An 18404-nucleotide genomic window follows, 5' to 3' on the forward strand; every position below is an offset into this window, starting at 1 on the left:
ATTGTTACTAACATCAAACGAGACAAAAGTCATCAGCAATTTTTCTCTGCTTCACTCTTTGTGAGGGTTTAGTCATCCTCAAACCCTATTCCCTGCTCAAGCTTTAGTAAAATTCAATACTGAAAATTCTACAGAATACTGGAGTTATTTATCATAACTATTGAGAGGATTTCAGTGATTACCCAGTTGTCATTTCACAGCACAAACCGAACTGATAATCTGGGTATTTCCTACTAGATATCTAATTACTTTTGCCTTAGCTGAAATTTACATACATACCTAAAAAAGTAGATTAATTCGACTGTTATCCTAGATAAAAATTTACAAAAACTTACGTATATTTATCAAGACTATTCTTTCAGATTTAGAGGTAGAAATGTATAAGTAATCTTTCTGGCAATCGTTCTTTTTGGAAGATGCTTTCCCATGACAACAACACTTTTTAAGTCTCTAGGTGCTGCTACAACTTTGGTAGGAATTCTTGCTACTGCTAGTTCTGCTAATGCAGCTTCTCTCACCTCCTCCGCTTCCAGTGGTTTATTGTCCACCGATTTCGCCAATGTTACTCTCAGCGTCCAAAAGTTTGACTCATCTCTGGGTACGCTCAAAGGTGTAACTTTAAAATTTGATGGACAGCTTCAGGGCGTTGGAAGATATGAAAATACAGGCCCTAATGCGAGTTCTGTAACGGTGAATTTAACTGGTCAACTCGGCTTAGACCTGGGTGGTCAATCTCTGTTCAGTTTAAACCCACAAAAAGCTGATACATACAATTTTGCCGCTTTTGATGGCAACATGGATTTCGGCGGTACTTCTGGAAGCACAATTAACGGGCCAACTGCTCAAATGTCACAGACAAGAAGCTTTACTGATGCTTCCTTCCTACAAGCTTTTATTGGCAGTGGCAACTTAGACTTCTTATTATCGGCTCAAGCCACATCAACAGTTTCTGGTTCTGGAAATATAGTTGCCTCTGTGACAACACTTGCTAGAGGTGGTGTTGAAGTTACCTATGACTATGACCCAGTTCAGTCTGTACCTGAACCTTCTGCGGCATTAGGATTTGGTCTAGTGGCAGGTATTGGTTTATTGTCACAACGTAAAAAAAGCTGGATCAAGTCTTCTAATTAAGATATTTTGTGGAGTAGGTGTTTTTCTCTACTCTCTTGATTAACTGCATCGAAAGTGAAACAATTACTGGCAACAATTGTTGTTTTCAACAACCCATCTGAAACATTCAGTTCATAAAAAAAACCCGGTTGATTTTTTGTCACCTGGGTTTTTATTGTTGACTGGATTTACAATTCAAAATTGATTAAAAATCAAGGTAGTAGGGGTTTAGCTTGAACAGCAAGAAGCCTCACGCTTACCGCGATAGCGGAAGTGTTGAGACGGACACTTTGCTCAAGTCGGGAAACCCGCCCACGCAAGTGTCCTCATGAATTGCGCGTGAGTTGACAGTCATATCTTACACCATTCTCAATAAGCTCCAGGCGATGCACACCCAACAACCTAAAACTAAGGGTTTGAACAACTTGCAAGCAATGCCCACCCTACAAAAATTATCATTAAGGAACAGGTGTAAGATGTGTGTAGGTGGGTGAAAATTAAAAAGGTGGCAATTCTTTGAGAATCGTAAACCTAATATGATTAATTGCCAACTCACCTATAGAGATATCTTCTTTGGTTAATCTGACACCTTGACTACTCAGGGTTTCAAAAGAAATACCTTTGCCAATTTCTATGTGATACCAGCATAAGCCCATGAAAAAGCGAGTTGGATAGGGGCCATCATTACCCAAATCATCGGGATTAGATTCCATTGGCAACCAACCAATCCCCGGTATGTAGAATTCTAACCAGACATGATTAAAATCTGGATGCAGTGGCACTCCTTGATGTTCGCCATAAGGAGGGCATTTATACCTGCCGACGGTGCGGCATGGTATCCCATTTAAACGACAAAGTGCCAATAATACACCCACATACTCACCACAAGAGCCTACACCTCTTTCTAAGACAATATCTGGTGTATCGATGTAGGGTTTAATGCCATAGGATAACTCATCATAAACGTAGTTGCGGATATTGTACATTTTCCGCAAAAGATTTGTTTCTGAGCCTACAGCATCACGGGCAGCACGGCGGACAATGGGGGTGTCCATTGCTAAATCGTCATTATCCACTAAGTAGCGGGTTTCAAATTCCTCTGGTATTTCAGGAATATCTTCGACATCTCTGGGTGTGATACGATACTTAATTCCTCGTACTTCTACTAATGCTTTCCAGCCAAATACATGACGTTCTCCGGGGGTGAGTGCATCGAATTTAAACACTGCTACCCGTTGTCCATCAATGATTTCTTCTGTAAAAGGTATACCGATGGGTTCAACGTGTTGGAGTTTTTGACGTTCGGTGTCTGAGGGGAGAGCAATTCGCCATTCGACATCAGGCAAATATACTTCTTCTAAGGGGGCGATTTCCTCAGCATAGGACATTTCGATGAGATAGCCGTTAGAAAGGGCGTATTTTTGGTCTGGCTGGTGATGATAATACAGGGGATGAATAAAAGTGCGATCGCGATATGTTAATTCATGATTCGGATCAGCATTAGGGTTATCCCGAATATACGGCTCTTCACCAGCATAGGCAACAAACAGACTTTGTTTACCCGTTTCGCTATCTAGATGTACTGCTATGCCTGTAGGCGAATCAAAAGGTGTTAAGACACTAAATTTAACTTCGCCAGTTGCCCTGTCCATCGCGTAAACTGTTTGTTCTGTGCGATCGCAAATCCACAAAGTTTCCCCACAGACTGCTAAATTCTGTATCCCTACGCCGGGAGTATAAAATCTAGTAATCTCTTTGCGGCTATCACGGTCATAAATCAGGATGTAGCCTATTCTTTGACAACTGATATAAACAGTTGAATCCCAAACAGCAACACCATCGGCAGCATAAGGCAAGGTGGCAAAATGCTCTAAACCCCAAGCGGAAAGCTTGGATAAATAAACACTGTTACCACGAGTTACCCAAAGTGTATCTTCCCAAACAGCTAAACCTCTCACCTCACTAAATTCTTTAGTTTGGTGAGGGTTGAGAATTTTACTATTATCGGTATGAGGGTCAATTTCTAATAAATGTCCCTTAATAGTATCAATCGCAATCAGTTTATCTTGAATAAACGCAATGCCGCATAGATTAGCAGCAGTCAATGGTCTAATTGTCCTTTGCCCAAACATTTGGCTTGCTGTCAAACTAATGGGTGCAAAACTCATATTAACGGTTTAGCACTCCCTTAATATATTGTGGCATATTGTTTTTCACCGAATTTGCAACTGTCAGATTCATACTGATTATGGGAACAATGTTTTTTAAATCACTCTAGCTTAGGAAATAATACATACAGTTTCAGCCAAACAGTCAGCACTTGAGGAGAATTACATTTCATCCTTATACAGCTTGGCAACAGTTGTAATGTAACTTTAGTGGATGGTTTTCCAGCCTCCACTAAGATTATGATCGAATTCTGTAACTATTTCCTGTGACTTACACAATGTCTGCTAATTCTTTGCCTGAAGGTGTCGCAATTTGGCATAGTTTGGAAGTTGATAAAGCACTAGAACTGCTCGATAGTAATGCAGACAGTGGCTTAACAACCCCAGAAGTTGAAAAGCGGCTGCAAAAATATGGCCCTAATGAACTAGAAGAACATGGCGGCCGCAGCGCGTGGGAGATTCTCATTGATCAGTTCAAAAACATTATGTTGTTGATGCTGATTGCTGTGGCTTTCATTTCTGGGTTGTTAGATTTCCTGGCTTGGCAAGCTGGGCAACTCAAGCCTGGGGAAGTACCATTTAAAGATACGATCGCTATCTTAGCCATTGTCATTCTCAATGGTATCCTGGGCTATGTGCAGGAAAGTCGCGCCGAACAAGCCCTAGCCGCACTCAAAAAAATGGCTTCTCCCTTAGTGCGAGTCATCCGCAACGGCAAACTGGAGGATGTAGCCGCTAAGGATATAGTCCCAGGGGATGTGATGCTGGTAGAAGCTGGGGTACAAATATCCGCCGATGGGCGTTTAATTGAACAAGCTAATTTGCAGGTGCGCGAGTCAGCACTCACAGGTGAAGCAGAAGCAGTTAATAAACAAGCTACTATACAACTACCAGAAGATACATCTTTAGGCGATCGCATTAATTTAGTTTTCCAAGGTACAGAAGTTGTCCAAGGGCGCGGTAAAGTGCTGGTGACTAACACTGGTATGCAAACCGAAATCGGTAAAATTGCCGCCATGTTGCAGTCGGTGGAAAGCGAACCTACCCCCCTACAGCAACGGATGACACAACTAGGTAATGTCCTAGTCTCAGGTTCTTTAATATTGGTGGCGATTGTCGTTATCGGTGGTACTATCCAAGCGCGAGGCTTTAGCAATTTACAAGAACTGTTAGAAGTGTCCTTGAGTATGGCGGTAGCGGTAGTACCAGAAGGTTTACCCGCCGTGATTACCGTGACTTTAGCACTGGGAACTCAGCGCATGGTAAAACGCAACGCCTTAATTCGCAAATTACCGGCGGTGGAAACTTTGGGTTCTGTCACTACTATCTGTTCTGATAAAACCGGGACGCTGACTCAAAATAAAATGGTCGTGCAGTCGGTTTACACTAATGACAAAAGATTTCGGGTGACAGGAGAAGGTTACGCGCCTGTAGGTGAGTTTCAGTTAGACGGTAACACCATCGACGCAGAAGATTATCCCGAAATTGCCGCTTTATCAGTTGCCTGTGCTATTTGTAACGACTCGGTACTGCAAAAAGAACAAGGAGAATGGGCGATTTTAGGCGACCCCACCGAGGGGGCTTTAATGACACTGGCAGGAAAAGTTGGTATTGAAAAAGACCAATGGAATAGTAAATTACCCCGTGTCAATGAATTTCCCTTTTCCTCAGAACGCAAGCGGATGAGCGTGATTTCCCAGGTGGAACAAGTCGCCACCGGGGAACAGTCCTTGACCGCAGTTGATCCAGCGATCGCCAACTTGGTAAACTCTGAACCTTATGTCATGTTTACCAAAGGTTCACCAGAGTTAATTCTGGCACGTTGCACTGAGATTTATACAGGCACAAACTCAACACCACTCAATGAAGCCCAACGTAGCCAAATTTTGGCAGAAAATGACCAAATGGCGAGTAAAGGTTTACGGGTGTTAGGTTTCGCCTACAAACCTCTGTTAGAAAATCCGCCAGAAGGTTCAGATGAAACCTCAGAACAAAATTTAGTTTGGCTGGGTTTGGTAGGAATGCTCGATGCACCCCGTCCAGAAGTTAGGGCGGCGGTGCAGGAATGTCGAGAAGCGGGTATACGTCCGGTAATGATTACAGGCGACCATCAATTAACCGCACGAGCGATCGCCACTGATTTAGGTATTGCCCAAGAAGGTGACAGAGTTCTCACCGGGCAAGAATTACAACGCATGAGCGACCAGGAACTAGAACAGCAAGTAGACCTAGTAAGCATTTATGCACGGGTAGCCCCAGAACACAAACTGAGAATTGTGCAAGCCCTACAGCGTCGGGGTAGATTTGTTTCCATGACTGGGGATGGTGTCAACGATGCCCCAGCCCTCAAACAAGCTGACATTGGGATTGCAATGGGCATCACGGGTACAGATGTCAGTAAAGAAGCCAGCGACATGGTACTTCTAGATGACAACTTCGCCACCATTGTCGCCGCCACGAAAGAAGGTAGAGTAGTTTACACTAATATTCGCCGCTTTATTAAATACATCCTGGGCAGTAACATCGGTGAAGTTCTCACCATTGCTTCCGCCCCGCTTTTAGGCTTAGGTGGTGTTCCCCTGACACCATTACAAATTTTGTGGATGAACTTAGTCACCGACGGTTTACCAGCCTTAGCCTTAGCCGTAGAACCCCCAGAACCAGACGTAATGAAGCGTCCCCCCTTCAGTCCTCGTGAGAGTATTTTCGCTAGGGGTTTGGGTTCTTACATGATACGCATCGGGATTATTTTCGCCATCATTACAATTATTTTGATGCAGTGGGCTTACTCTCATGTTCAAACATTCTCAGGGGCAGGACTCGATCCTGAGCGATGGAAGACAATGGTATTCACTTCTCTGTGTCTTGCTCAGATGGGTCATGCTATAGCCATTCGCTCGAATAATCAACTCACCATAGAGATGAATCCCCTTTCTAATCCCTTTGTCTTATGGGCTGTAGTTGTGACGACAATTTTGCAGTTGATGTTGATTTACGTTCCACCCCTGCGCGCATTCTTTGGTACTCACTGGCTACCTCCCACAGAGTTAGCGATTTGTTTCGGTTTCAGTGCTTTAATGTTTGTCTGGATTGAAGCAGAGAAGATATTCTTCCGCTTTACAGGCAAGAGAAGCGTTTAGAGGAGGATGAGGGGGATGAGGGAGATGAGGGAGATGAGGGGGATGAGGGAGATGGGGGAGATGAGGGGGATGAGGGAGATGGGGGAGATGGGGGAGACAAGGTAGACAAGGAAGAATTTTTCCCCATGCCCCATGCCCCATGCCCCAGTCCCCAATCCCCAATCCCCATTATGTACCTGAAAACTCTACACCTCCGGCATTTTCGCAACTACCAAGAGCAAAAGGTGGAATTTACTGCTGCTAAAACGATTTTGGTGGGGAATAATGCTCAGGGTAAGTCAAATTTATTGGAAGCAGTCGAGTTACTGGCAACATTGCGATCGCATCGGATGGCACGCGATCGCGATTTTGTCCAAGAAGGTGAACCAGTAGCCCAAATTCACGCCATCCTAGAACGGCAAATCGGCGTGAGTGACCTGAGTTTAACACTGCGGCGTAACGGTCGCCGCAGTGTTGCCATCAATGGCGAGTCTGTGCGGCGACAAATGGACTTTTTAGGAGTCCTCAACGCCGTTGAATTTTCCAGCTTGGATTTAGAATTGGTGCGTGGTAGTCCTGAAGTCCGGCGTAACTGGTTAGACACTCTCTTAGTTCAGCTAGAGCCAGTTTATGCTCACATTCTCTACCAATATAATCATGTGTTACGCCAACGTAACGCTTACTTAAAAACTATTCCCGACTCAGCCACCAGCGTTGATCAATCAGCCTTGGCGATTTGGGATGCCCAGTTAGCGACTACAGGCACAAGAGTAATTAGAAGACGCGATCGCGCCCTGCAACGACTTGCACCCCTCGCTGCTGCTTGGCACGCCAGTATAAGCGGCAGTACAGAAGTGTTACAAATTAACTACGCCCCCAATATTCCCATCACCCAAAACCAACCCGAAACCATACAGCAAGCCTTTTTAACAAAAATCCAACAGCGCGCCCAAGCCGAACTCTACCGAGGTACTACCCTTGTAGGGCCGCATCGTGACGAAGTAGAATTAACCATCAATCAAACACCAGCCCGCCTTTACGGTTCACAAGGACAACAGCGCACCCTAGTATTAGCACTCAAACTAGCAGAATTACAGTTAATTGAAGAAGTCGTCAAAGAGCCGCCCTTACTCCTGCTAGACGACGTTCTCGCCGAATTAGACCCCTTTCGCCAAAATCAATTACTCGATGCCATTCAAGACCGTTTTCAAACCTTAATTACTACCACACATCTCAGTTCATTTGATTCCCAGTGGTTGAAATCCTCGCAGATTCTCCATGTCAAAGCCGGAGAAATCTATCCCACAGATGGGATGTTATGAAACCTTGAACAGATAAGTGTTTATCATTCAAAGAGTCGATTGTCAATGAGTAAATCTTGCATATACTGATATGTATAGTAAAAATAAATTTTTGTAAAGCGAGGACTACGAATGTACATTGTACAGATTGCCTCGGAATGCGCTCCTGTAATTAAAGCAGGAGGTTTGGGGGATGTTGTCTACGGCTTGAGTCGGGAATTAGAAATCAGGGGTAATTGTGTCGAACTGATTTTACCTAAATATGATTGTATGCGCTATGACCATATTTGGGGACTGCACGAAGCCTACTTAAACCTGTGGGTACCCTGGTATGGCGGCGCAATTCACTGCACTGTGTATTGCGGTTGGGTACATGGAAGGCTGTGTTTCTTTATAGAACCCCATTCCCAAGATAACTTCTTTAATCGTGGCTGCTATTACGGTTGTGATGATGATAATATGCGCTTTGCCTTCTTCAGCAAAGCCGCTTTAGAATTTCTCCTGCAAAGCAACAAACGCCCAGATATCATCCATTGTCATGACTGGCAAACAGGCTTAGTTCCCGTGATGCTGTATGAGATTTACAAATATCATGGCATGGCACATCAAAGAGTTTGTTACACCATCCACAACTTTAAGCATCAGGGAATTGGTGGTGTGCAGACACTCTGGGCGACAAACTTAAATCGGGAGTCGTACTACTTCCAATACGATAAACTGCAAGACAACTTTAACCCCTTTGCTATTAACTACATGAAAGCGGGTATTGTCTACTCTAATGCAATCACCACAGTTTCACCCCAACACGCCTGGGAAGCAGCATACACAGAAGTAGGTTGTGGTTTAGGTCATACTTTGCATTTACACCGTGACAAATTCCGTGGCGTGCTGAACGGTATTGATTACGATTTTTGGAATCCAGAAACTGACCGTTACATTCCCCATAACTATAATCAAGAAGATTTTGAACAAAAACTGTATAACAAAAAAGCTTTGCGGGAACGGCTGATGCTAGGACAGAGTGATAAACCACTCATTGCTTACATCGGTAGATTAGACCATCAAAAAGGTGTGCATCTTGTCCATCATGCCATTTATCATGCTCTTAATAAAGGCGCGCAATTTGTATTACTAGGTTCTGCCACAGAAGCCGGAATCAATGCACATTTTCAGCATGAAAAACAATTTTTAAGTAGCAATCCTGATGTTCATTTAGAACTAGGTTTTAATGAAGAATTATCTCACTTAATTTATGCTGGGGCAGATATGATTATTGTCCCTAGCAATTACGAACCCTGTGGCTTAACACAAATGATCGGTTTGAAGTACGGCACAGTACCGATTGTGCGCGGTGTGGGTGGACTGGTAAATACAGTATTTGATCGAGACTACGACCAAAATATCCCACCAGAAAAACGTAACGGCTATGTATTCCATCAAACTGATCACGATGCTTTAGAATCAGCGATGAATCGCGCCATTGATTTGTGGTATCAGTCTCCTGACGCATTCCGCCAGCTAGCTATCCAAGGTATGAAATATGACAATTCATGGAATCATCCAGGAGGAGAATACTTAGATATTTACGACTGGATTAGATATCAGTGGTAAGTCAGGGTTAATTAATACAGGACTTACGCAACTGGCACATTAGTAGGGTGCGTCAGAGGAACATTGTCTGGGTATAGTGAGGTTGGCTCGCACTGACGCACCCTACATTTTGGACTACATTTTGGAAATTTTTGATCGGCAAGGCACAATCGAAGCACATTAGTAGGGTGCGTCAGAGGAACATTGTCTGGGTATAGTGAGGTTGACTCGCACTGACGCACCCTACATTTTGGAAATTTTTGATCGGGAAGGCACAATCGAAGTGTCCCGAATCACGGTTCAATGACAGAATACAGCAATTGAACTGTTGAATTTTGTATGGCTGGATAAATATTAGCTCAGGAATAGGGAACTATAGAGACGCGTCAGCAGTATTTGAGGCCATATTTATGGTTTTTTCGCGAAAATTACCGCAATTTTGCGGAATTAGTAGATAAATTCGGGTGACATTGAGTCAATGAGTTTTTTGGTTTACGCGGAAATACGGATAAAAACTGAGTTAAATTCTGTTAATTTCACAGTGTTGTGTCTGTAGTTATAGCGTAAAAGTGACTGATAAGGTATCTGGCTTGCTTAAGTCTTTACCTTTTTTTGACTTAATTCAACCCAGTGTCTACTAATTTCAGTACAAGCATCTCCAATAACCATAGCTTACTGATTGATGGTTTTCATGGAGTTTAGCCACAACTCTCTGGTTCACGGTTTTGGGTTGGCAGCTATACAAAACTATTGACTGAGCCTTGGTAGGAATTGTGGTGAGGCTGCTGCACAAATTTAGCCTACACGTATGGAATTTAGCTGAAGTAAAAGCAACATGAGCACAACTCCTATAACTAGCTACAGGTTAACTCAAAAACTACATCCCATATCTTTATTAGCACAACTAACCAGTCGTTGTGCTACTGGATGCTTGCGTGTATTTACAGGTGCAACGTTTTGGTCAATTTATCTAGAGGAGGGTAAACTTACTTATACTTCTTATTCTGAACAGGGGTTTGAACGTCTTGATTATCACCTGCGGCGGTTGAGTCAAAAAATTCCCAGTCTCAACACTGCCACTCGTGTACAAATGCGCCTGATGTTTCAACCCCAGATTGAAAGTCAATCCCTCCCTTATGCTGATTATCAAGCAATTTGTTGGTTAGTTGAGCAAAACCATCTTACACCTAAGCAAGCAACTATCCTCATAGAAGAATTAGCTAAAGAAGTGCTGGAATTATTTCTAGTTGTCAAAGAGGGAAGCTATGAGTTTTATTCTGAACCGGATTGGCAAGCACTGCCAAAGTTTTGTCATTTAGACTTGCGTTTATTAGTGGAATGCTGTCAAAAGCAGTTACGAAATAGACAACGTGTTCAATCTTCAACTAATACTGCTGTCAGTTCTCCGGTGGAGTCGGCAAATCAACCACCGCAGACTCAAACATCACCACGAACTGGGCAACAACTATCAAAATTAGATGGTGTTGAAGCTGTAGATAATCGAGGACAAAAGTTAGGCCAGTCTACTGTCAGGAAAAGTTTATATACTATTGCTTGCATTGATGATAGTCAAGCAGTCTTGAATTCGATCAAAAGCTTTTTAGATGAGAAGGTTTTTACTGTTGTTCTCATTAATGATCCATTAAAGGCTTTGATGCAAATTTTGCGGAGTAAACCTGATTTAATTCTCTTAGATGTAGAAATGCCAAATTTAGATGGCTATGAATTATGTTCTTTATTAAGGAGGCATTCAGCTTTTAAGAATACACCCATTATTATGGTGACTGGTAGAACAGGATTTATCGACAGAGCTAGAGCAAAAATGGTAAGGTCTTCTGGTTATTTAACTAAGCCATTTAATCAATCCGATTTACTGAAAATGGTGTTTAAACATCTTGAGTAAAGACAGGATGTATTTCCGATGCTAAAATCGCACCGCCAAGCACGACAGTAGGGGTTTAGCATTGCTCAATCCCTACTCCCCACTATTTGCAATTTGATTGATGGCAATTATTTTGAGGAGATTTAGCAGTGAGTATAACTTTAGTTGGCACTATTTTGATTGTAGAAGATTCGCCTAGCGAGTTAGAATTAATGAGCTATTATCTGCAAGAAAGCGGTTACAATGTTGTCAAAGCTTCTGGGGCAAAGGAAGCAATGGAAAAAGCTTTATTACAACAGCCTGATGTAATTGTGACTGACGTAGTAATGCCGGGGATGAGTGGTTTTGAGTTGTGTCGTTCGCTGAAAAAGAACCAAATTACAGAGAAAGTACCGATAGTTATTTGCAGTTCTAAAAATCAAGAAATTGACCGATTGTGGGCGATGAAACAAGGTGCTGATGCTTATCTCACTAAGCCATACACACGGGAAGATTTGCTGGAGGCGATTAAATCATTAGTGCTTTAAATCTATGAATAATTTACCAATTAAACTAGATATCAATCACAACAAAAATCAATTAGGTGATGGCTATCTCAAGTTTCAACTGAATCATCAGACTGCGGCTATTTTAGCTATGAGTTATATACAAGAGGCGGTAATTTTACCTGTGGATGCTATCACGCCCATGCCGAATATGCCCGCCTGTATTTTAGGGTTAATGAATTGGCGCAGTCGCATAATTTGGGCGATTGATTTGCCGAGAATGCTGAATTTAGAATCTTTAGATAATCGGTTGCGGCAATACCATGTAATTGTGATTAAGGTAGAATCACTGTTGTTGGGTGTAGTTGTGCAGGAAATTAAGGGAGTGACTAAGTTGATGCCTGATGAAATTCGTTCGCCTATAGGGCAGGTGGCATCTAGTTTAGTACCTTATTTGTGTGGTTGTGTTGTGCAGCCAGAAGAAATATTTTTGGTGTTAGATGCACAACCTATTGTAAATTCTCCTGTGCTGCACAATATTTAATTGTCGAAAAATCAGTTTTAGGGTTCTGATTGATGATTTAGGAAATGTAACTAGGTTTCATAAAAACGATATGGAGCAGAGTGACGATACTCAAGGTTAGTCAGCGTTGATGCTATCGAAAAATATGAATGGTAAGTCAGAACAAATAAACAGTATTATTCATGAGCAAACCAGTAGTAAATATTTGAATTATCCTGTGAAATCTTTAAGAAGTTTGAGTTTAACTACAAAAGCAGTAATTTTCGCGATCGCAGTTGGTACACTACCTATATTGACTATCGGCACAGTCGCCTATAATCTGCTCAACAAGTCAATCACCCAGCAAATTACTAAATCTCAGCAAACAGAAGCTGTTGGGTTAGCAGATACAGTTAACCAATTTCTGTTAGAACGTTATCAAGACATTCAAAATCTCTCTTATCTGCCATCTTTCACTAATCAGCAAGTTAGTGGCAATATCACAAATGCAGCAAAACAAGCATTTCTCAATCAAATTATTCAAACGAAAAAACACTATGACAGCATTGCTATATTTGATGTCCAAGGTAATTTAGTGGCTGAGTCTACAGGCAAATCTATAAATAATCAAAAATCCCAGCGATATTTTCAAAAAATTTTACAAACCAATTCTTTGGTGATTAGTCAAGCCGAAGCATCCAGTATTTATATAGCCGCACCAATTAAAGAGATACTTACAAATAAAACTCTGGCGGTGGTGCGAGCGCGGATGCCGATAAAATCTATAGAAACAGTAATCAAAAATTACTCCAAGAATGGACATACATATAGCTTGCTTGACTCAACAGGAAAAATTAGGCTGAGTTCTGTCACAGATTTATTAAATAAACAAGCAACAGCCGAGTATCCCGGTTTATCGCCCATACTAACTAATCAAAAAATTGCTAGTTTCACGACAACCAGACAAGTTAATCAAAAAGCAGAATTAGTTAATTATGTGCCGTCGGAAAAGCTGCAAGGATTATCACAACTGAAATGGCAAATTTTATTTACCACAGATGCAGAAGTTTTATTTACAGCACAAAGACAATTACTGTGGACGATAGGTATAGGGACAATATTAACAGCTTGTGTTGTAGGTGCGATCGCTGCTTGGTTAGCACGGCGTACCACACAGTCGATTATCACAGCAAATGCAGCTTTGGCACAGCTAAGTCAAGGTGAATTTCCTCCTAGTTTGCAGACAGCAACACCAGACGAACTAGGGGTATTAAATGCCAATATTAACCAAGTAGCGGCGCATTTACAGACTTTAGTTACGCAAAAAACATTTATCATCCCTAACTTTGACAGCGAACAACCACCAGACACCCTGCAATTACAACTTTTAGAATTGCTCACAAGTGTAGAAGGGGCAGCAAGCGGCGACTTAACAGTACGTGCTGATGTGACAGCCGGCGCAATTGGTACGGTTGCTGACTTTTTTAACTCTATCGTCGAAAATTTGCGGGATATTGTCACCCAAGTCAAACAAGCGGCGAGTCAATTAAACACAGCCATCGGTTCTAATGAGGGAGCAATTCGCCAGCTAGCCGAAGAAGCACTTATCCAAGCGGCGGAAATCAACCGCACTCTAGAGGCAGTTGACAAAATGACTAATTCCATGATAGAGGTTGCCTCCTGCGCCCAACAAGCGGCTACGGTTGCTAATCATGCCGCCCAAACCGCTAACAAAAGTGAACAAGCGATGGATTTGACTGTACACAATATTTTGTCTTTGCGGGATACTGTGGGTGAAACTGCCAGGAAAGTCAAACGTTTAGGGGTATCTTCTCAAGAAATTTCCCGCGTGGTATCCATCATTAATCAAATCGCTACCCAAACCAACTTGTTAGCTATTAACGCCAGTATCGAAGCGGCGCGGGCAGGGGAAGAAGGGCAAGGTTTTGGGGTGGTGGCGGAAGAAATTGGCGAGTTAGCCGCTAGAAGTGCCACAGCTACCCAAGAAATTGAGTATATCGTTGAGAATATTCAACGGGAAACCAGCGAAGTAGTCAAGGTAATGGAGGTTGGTACTACTCAGGTAGTTGAGGGTACGCAGATTGTGGAAGCAGCAAAACACAGCCTGAGTCAGATTTTAGCAGTTTCCCAACAAATTGATCGTTTAATTCAGTCGATTTCTACTGCTACGACTTCCCAGGTGGAAACATCACAAACTGTGAGTAAATTAATGCAAGATATTGCGGCGATTTCCCAACGCACCAGTGACTCATCGCGTATACTTTCCCAATCTCTACAACAAACTGTTGAAATTTCTCACCAGTTGCAAGAAACTGTTGGTACTTTTAAAGTCAGTTAGGAAGTGGGGAAAAATAAATTCAAAATTCAAAATTCAAAATTCAAAATGACTAATAACTAATGACTAATAACTAATGACTAATAACTAATGACTATGTCACAAGATAAAGAATTAGAAATCCAGATGCAATTTCTGGAAGAAGCGGCGGATTATATTAATACCTTAGAGGGGGTATTATTAGCGGTTGACACCAGTCACCATATTGATTTAGATAAAATTAATGGTGCTTTGCGGGCTGCTCACTCTATTAAAGGTGGTGCAGCGATGATGGGTTTTCGGGTTTTAAGTGATTTGGCTCATCGTTTAGAAGATTGTTTTAAAGTTTTAAAAACCCGGAAAAATTCTTTAGAAATTGATACGCAATTACAAAGTTTATTGCTTTCTGGGGTTGATTGGTTGCGGCAAATTGTGGCGTTACTGGCTGAAGGCAATGCGATAGAAGAAGACTGGTTAGTTAACTTTTGTTATCCGGTGTTTGAGCAATTGCGCGATCGCTTGGGTGAACCTACTCCAGAAGATGCAGCTACTCTGCTGTCTACAGATGAGGGACAAGATATTATTCCCTTGCTGTTTGAAACCGAGGTGGAGGGATGTTTGCAGCGTCTAGAGTCGGTGTTAGCTGATAGCCAACCGTCAGGCTTACAGGAAGAAGTGGCGATTATGGCGGCGGAATTAGGCGGTTTGGGGGAAATGTTACAGTTAACGGCTTTCACCGAACTGTGTGCATCTATCCAGCAACATATAGAAAATGCGCCAGGCGATCGCATCTTGGCAATTAGCCAATTAGCACTGCAAACATGGCGGCGATCGCAAGCGTTAATTTTAACGAATCAACGGGATAGATTACCCACAAAATTAGTGATTGAGCAATTAGCAACTCCAACTCAAACACAATTAAAACCAGCCGCCATCACTCCCGATAAAGATGTTGAGCCAGCTAGCACAACCAACGATCATATTAACCATGAACTAGCGACGGTTGATTTTATTGAAGCTTACCCCATATTGGCAAAAGAAAATCATCTCACAGATACTAAAGTTAGCGAAGCCAAAACCGAACAGATTACAGTCGCCAAAGACAGGGAAAGTCAACAGGATAATACAGTCCGAGTACCTAGCAAACAACTAGAGCAAATTAATGATTTATTTGGGGAGGTAATTGTTCAACGCAATGGCATGAATTCCCAACTAGAGAAACTGCGAAAACTGGTGAGGAATTTAACCCAGCGCGTGCGAATTTTAGAGCAAGAATATCAGGAACTCAGGACAAATTATCGTCAAGCCACCGCCAAAAATCTCATACCTGTAGGTGGAGAATCCTTAGCTGAGAGTGGCGAACATAGCCCAAACATAGATAATGACTTGGATACTTTAGAAATATTAGGACAGAACGCAATTAATTTGCGATCGCAAACAGTATCAGAAACTATTGTACAAGTCCAAGAAGTCGCCACAGATATTCAACTCAGCCTAGACGACACCGATCAAATCGCGCGCAAATTTAACAAAACATCAAAACAATTACAAACAAAACTCAACCAGATCCGTATGCGTCCCCTATCGGATTTAGTTGAGCGTTTTCCGAGAGCCATTCGGGATTTAAATGTCGAATATGGGAAAAACGTCCAGTTACGAGTTATCGGCGGCGACACTTTAATTGAACGTAGCATTTTAGAAGCATTAAATGACCCATTAATGCACCTGTTAAGAAACGCCTTTGATCATGGTATCGAAGAACCCGCCACCCGTCGCGCCCTGAGTAAACCAGAACCAGCCTTAATTGAAATTACCGCCACACACCGAAGTAATCGCACAATCATTACCATGCGTGACGATGGGCGGGGTATTTCTCTAGAGAAAATTCGCAACCGTGCTTTAGCAATGGGAATAGATGCCACCCTACTAGCTAACGCCACTGATGAAGAACTGTTGTCACTGATATTTGAACCCGGATTTAGCACCTCAGAACGAGTCACCGCATTATCAGGGCGCGGTGTGGGGATGGATGTAGTTCGTAACAACCTGAAACTGGTGCGCGGTGATATCACAGTCGATACACAAGCAGGAGTAGGAACAACTTTCACCTTATCAGTACCGTTTACCCTGTCTATGGCAAGAGTGCTATTAGTAGAAAGCAATAAAATGCTGTTAGCATTCCCCACCGATACAGTCGCGGAACTCTTCTTATTCCAAGCCGAGCAAGTATCATCAATGGCAGGTAGCGAAGTCATCAACTGGCAAGGAAATACGCTACCATTCATCCGCCTAGGTAATTATTTAGAATTTAACTGTCCCCGCTACGATAACCCAGAATTAGAAACAAGTCCAGCCATTAATACCGCCAGTGTGTTAATCGTCAAAAGTAATCAACCAGTGGCGATACAAATAGATCGATGCTGGGGTGAGCAAGAAGTGGCTATCCGCCAAGTGGAGGGCAATATCCCCCTACCCACAGGCTTTAGTAATTGTACCATTTTGGGAGATGGGCGAGTAGTATCCTTAGTCAACACCAACGAATTGCTCTATTGGATTGCGTCTCATCAGCGTACCCCGAAAAACAATCAACTACCATCAGCTACATTAAAAACGCCCTTCCTGTTTTTCAACAGTGGTAAAGTACCTGCACCCGCTACTCAGCACAAAGGCACAATTTTAATTGTGGATGACTCAATTAATGTGCGTCGCTTTTTAGCACTGACTTTAGAGAAAGGTGGGTATCAAGTAGAACAAGCTAAAGATGGTCAAGATGCCTGGGAAAAATTAGAAAATGGTTTGCAAGTCCAAGCTGTGATTTGCGATATTGAAATGCCGCACCTTGACGGCTACGGCTTCTTAGAGAAAGTCAACTCTAGCATTGGCACGAATAATTTACCAGTGATTATGCTGACTTCTCGGAGTGGCAATAGACACCGACAACTAGCGATGCAATTAGGGGCGCAAGCTTATTTTTCTAAACCGTATAATGAGCAAGAATTACTCCGCACGCTAGAAGAAATTATCAGTAATTTCGGATAAAAATAAAGTTTGTAATTGAAACTAGGGATGTTTTTCCGAAAAATGTCACTAAAAATACATATTTTTGTCGTCAGCTTGGTATAGAGTGGGAGCCAACCTAGTTGGTAATCCCCTGAGTCTGGCTTGAAACTAATCTAAAGCCTGTACTACTATACCTCCGCTTAATTGTCATTAACACAACTTGCAGATGGATGAAACATAATCCATCTGCAAATTCTTTTAAAGTCAACAAGTGTAAGTAGCAATGTCAGAACAATCAGATTTTCTTTCTCACCTCTCTGACTTTCTCTATCCGCGTAGTTGTTATTATGGTCAATTTAAGCCAGAGTATTTAGTCTTCAATGCCAATTTACAAGAGTTTGCCCAACGGGTGAACTATATCACTAACCTGCAAACTAACGGGAAGCTGTCTCCCCAAGAAGCATACCAGGAAATCAAAAGCCTGTGGAAACAGTTAAAAGCCGCTAAGAAGCAACTGGGAGTTAATTCAATGGATGATATTTCTAGTTCTTGAGCTTGTAGAGACGTTGCATGCAACGTCTCTACACTGTAGTAAGGAATTTAGTCCTTAGTTAACAAGATACTTAGTTAACAAGATACTACTTGCAAAAGCCTTAACCTTTGTGTCTTTGCACGCCAGTTGCTACAAGTCTGGCAACCCAACGCACTGGCTCGCCTTTGCGCGAACCTAATTTATATTACCGACTAAGATACAAAGACTCAAAGGACTGAAGTCCTTACTACAAACATTAATTGCAACCCAACGCACTGGCTCGCCTTTGCGCGAACCTAATTCATATTACCCACTAAGACACAAAGACTCAAAGGACTGAAGTCCTTACTACAAACATTAATTGCAACCGAACGCACTGG

At 42.3% G+C, this 18404-nt stretch carries 11 protein-coding genes; 10 read left to right on the forward strand and 1 reads right to left on the reverse strand.

Translation table 11 applies throughout. From position 1 onward, the window contains the following. Positions 1-426: 426 nt before the first annotated feature. Positions 427-1131, forward strand: coding sequence for a choice-of-anchor E domain-containing protein (locus A3775_RS21940; RefSeq protein WP_066426787.1), 705 nt, complete (start codon positions 427-429; stop codon positions 1129-1131). A 476-nt stretch (positions 1132-1607) separates the two neighbouring features. Here A3775_RS21940 and A3775_RS21945 read toward each other — a convergent pair whose 3' ends face one another. Next, positions 1608-3278 (reverse strand): transglutaminase family protein, encoded by a 1671-nt coding sequence (locus A3775_RS21945; protein ID WP_066383095.1) that lies wholly within the window; start codon positions 3276-3278, stop codon positions 1608-1610. A gap of 278 nt (positions 3279-3556) precedes the next feature. On the opposite strand from A3775_RS21945, the gene A3775_RS21950 reads away from it, so the two are divergent. The 9 genes from A3775_RS21950 (at position 3557) to A3775_RS21990 (ending at position 18045) form a co-directional block, all read left to right on the forward strand. Then, the gene (locus A3775_RS21950) at positions 3557-6418 is read left to right on the forward strand and encodes a cation-translocating P-type ATPase (protein WP_066383099.1); all 2862 of its coding nucleotides are present in this window, start codon (positions 3557-3559) and stop codon (positions 6416-6418) included. Between the two features lie 170 nt (positions 6419-6588). Beyond that, entirely contained in the window at positions 6589-7719 is a 1131-nt protein-coding gene (recF, locus tag A3775_RS21955; RefSeq protein WP_066426845.1) for a DNA replication/repair protein RecF, read from the forward strand. Between the two features lie 111 nt (positions 7720-7830). Then, positions 7831-9309: a glycogen synthase GlgA gene (gene glgA / locus A3775_RS21960; protein ID WP_066426788.1), complete on the forward strand. Its 1479-nt coding sequence runs from the start codon at positions 7831-7833 to the stop codon at positions 9307-9309. An 814-nt stretch (positions 9310-10123) separates the two neighbouring features. Beyond that, on the forward strand, positions 10124-11191 hold the full coding sequence (locus A3775_RS21965) for a response regulator (RefSeq protein WP_066426789.1): 1068 nt from the start codon (positions 10124-10126) through the stop codon (positions 11189-11191). 128 nt (positions 11192-11319) lie between these two features. Next, the gene (locus tag A3775_RS21970; RefSeq protein ID WP_066383109.1) at positions 11320-11697 is read left to right on the forward strand and encodes a response regulator transcription factor; all 378 of its coding nucleotides are present in this window, start codon (positions 11320-11322) and stop codon (positions 11695-11697) included. A gap of 4 nt (positions 11698-11701) precedes the next feature. Beyond that, on the forward strand, positions 11702-12199 hold the full coding sequence (locus A3775_RS21975) for a chemotaxis protein CheW (RefSeq protein ID WP_066383112.1): 498 nt from the start codon (positions 11702-11704) through the stop codon (positions 12197-12199). 109 nt (positions 12200-12308) lie between these two features. Next, positions 12309-14516, forward strand: a complete 2208-nt coding sequence (locus A3775_RS21980; protein ID WP_082803824.1) for a methyl-accepting chemotaxis protein — start codon at positions 12309-12311, stop codon at positions 14514-14516. Positions 14517-14609: 93 nt separating this feature from the next. Then, entirely contained in the window at positions 14610-17531 is a 2922-nt protein-coding gene (locus tag A3775_RS21985; RefSeq protein ID WP_066426790.1) for a hybrid sensor histidine kinase/response regulator, read from the forward strand. A 244-nt stretch (positions 17532-17775) separates the two neighbouring features. Then, positions 17776-18045, forward strand: coding sequence for a hypothetical protein (locus tag A3775_RS21990; protein ID WP_066383116.1), 270 nt, complete (start codon positions 17776-17778; stop codon positions 18043-18045). Positions 18046-18404: the final 359 nt, after the last annotated feature.

Source organism: Anabaena sp. 4-3 (genome assembly GCF_001597745.1).
Lineage (GTDB): Bacteria > Cyanobacteriota > Cyanobacteriia > Cyanobacteriales > Nostocaceae > Trichormus.

Excerpts from the sequence above, each read along its gene's own strand:
- glgA (WP_066426788.1), top strand. The coding sequence starts at position 7,831 with ATGTACATTGTACAGATTGCCTCGGAATGCGCTCCTGTAATTAAAGCA.
- A3775_RS21950 (WP_066383099.1), top strand. The coding sequence starts at position 3,557 with ATGTCTGCTAATTCTTTGCCTGAAGGTGTCGCAATTTGGCATAGTTTG.
- A3775_RS21980 (WP_082803824.1), top strand. The coding sequence starts at position 12,309 with ATGCTATCGAAAAATATGAATGGTAAGTCAGAACAAATAAACAGTATT.
- A3775_RS21975 (WP_066383112.1), top strand. The coding sequence starts at position 11,702 with ATGAATAATTTACCAATTAAACTAGATATCAATCACAACAAAAATCAA.
- A3775_RS21965 (WP_066426789.1), top strand. The coding sequence starts at position 10,124 with ATGAGCACAACTCCTATAACTAGCTACAGGTTAACTCAAAAACTACAT.
- A3775_RS21985 (WP_066426790.1), top strand. The coding sequence starts at position 14,610 with ATGTCACAAGATAAAGAATTAGAAATCCAGATGCAATTTCTGGAAGAA.
- recF (WP_066426845.1), top strand. The coding sequence starts at position 6,589 with ATGTACCTGAAAACTCTACACCTCCGGCATTTTCGCAACTACCAAGAG.
- A3775_RS21990 (WP_066383116.1), top strand. The coding sequence starts at position 17,776 with ATGTCAGAACAATCAGATTTTCTTTCTCACCTCTCTGACTTTCTCTAT.
- A3775_RS21945 (WP_066383095.1), bottom strand. The coding sequence starts at position 3,278 with ATGAGTTTTGCACCCATTAGTTTGACAGCAAGCCAAATGTTTGGGCAA.
- A3775_RS21940 (WP_066426787.1), top strand. The coding sequence starts at position 427 with ATGACAACAACACTTTTTAAGTCTCTAGGTGCTGCTACAACTTTGGTA.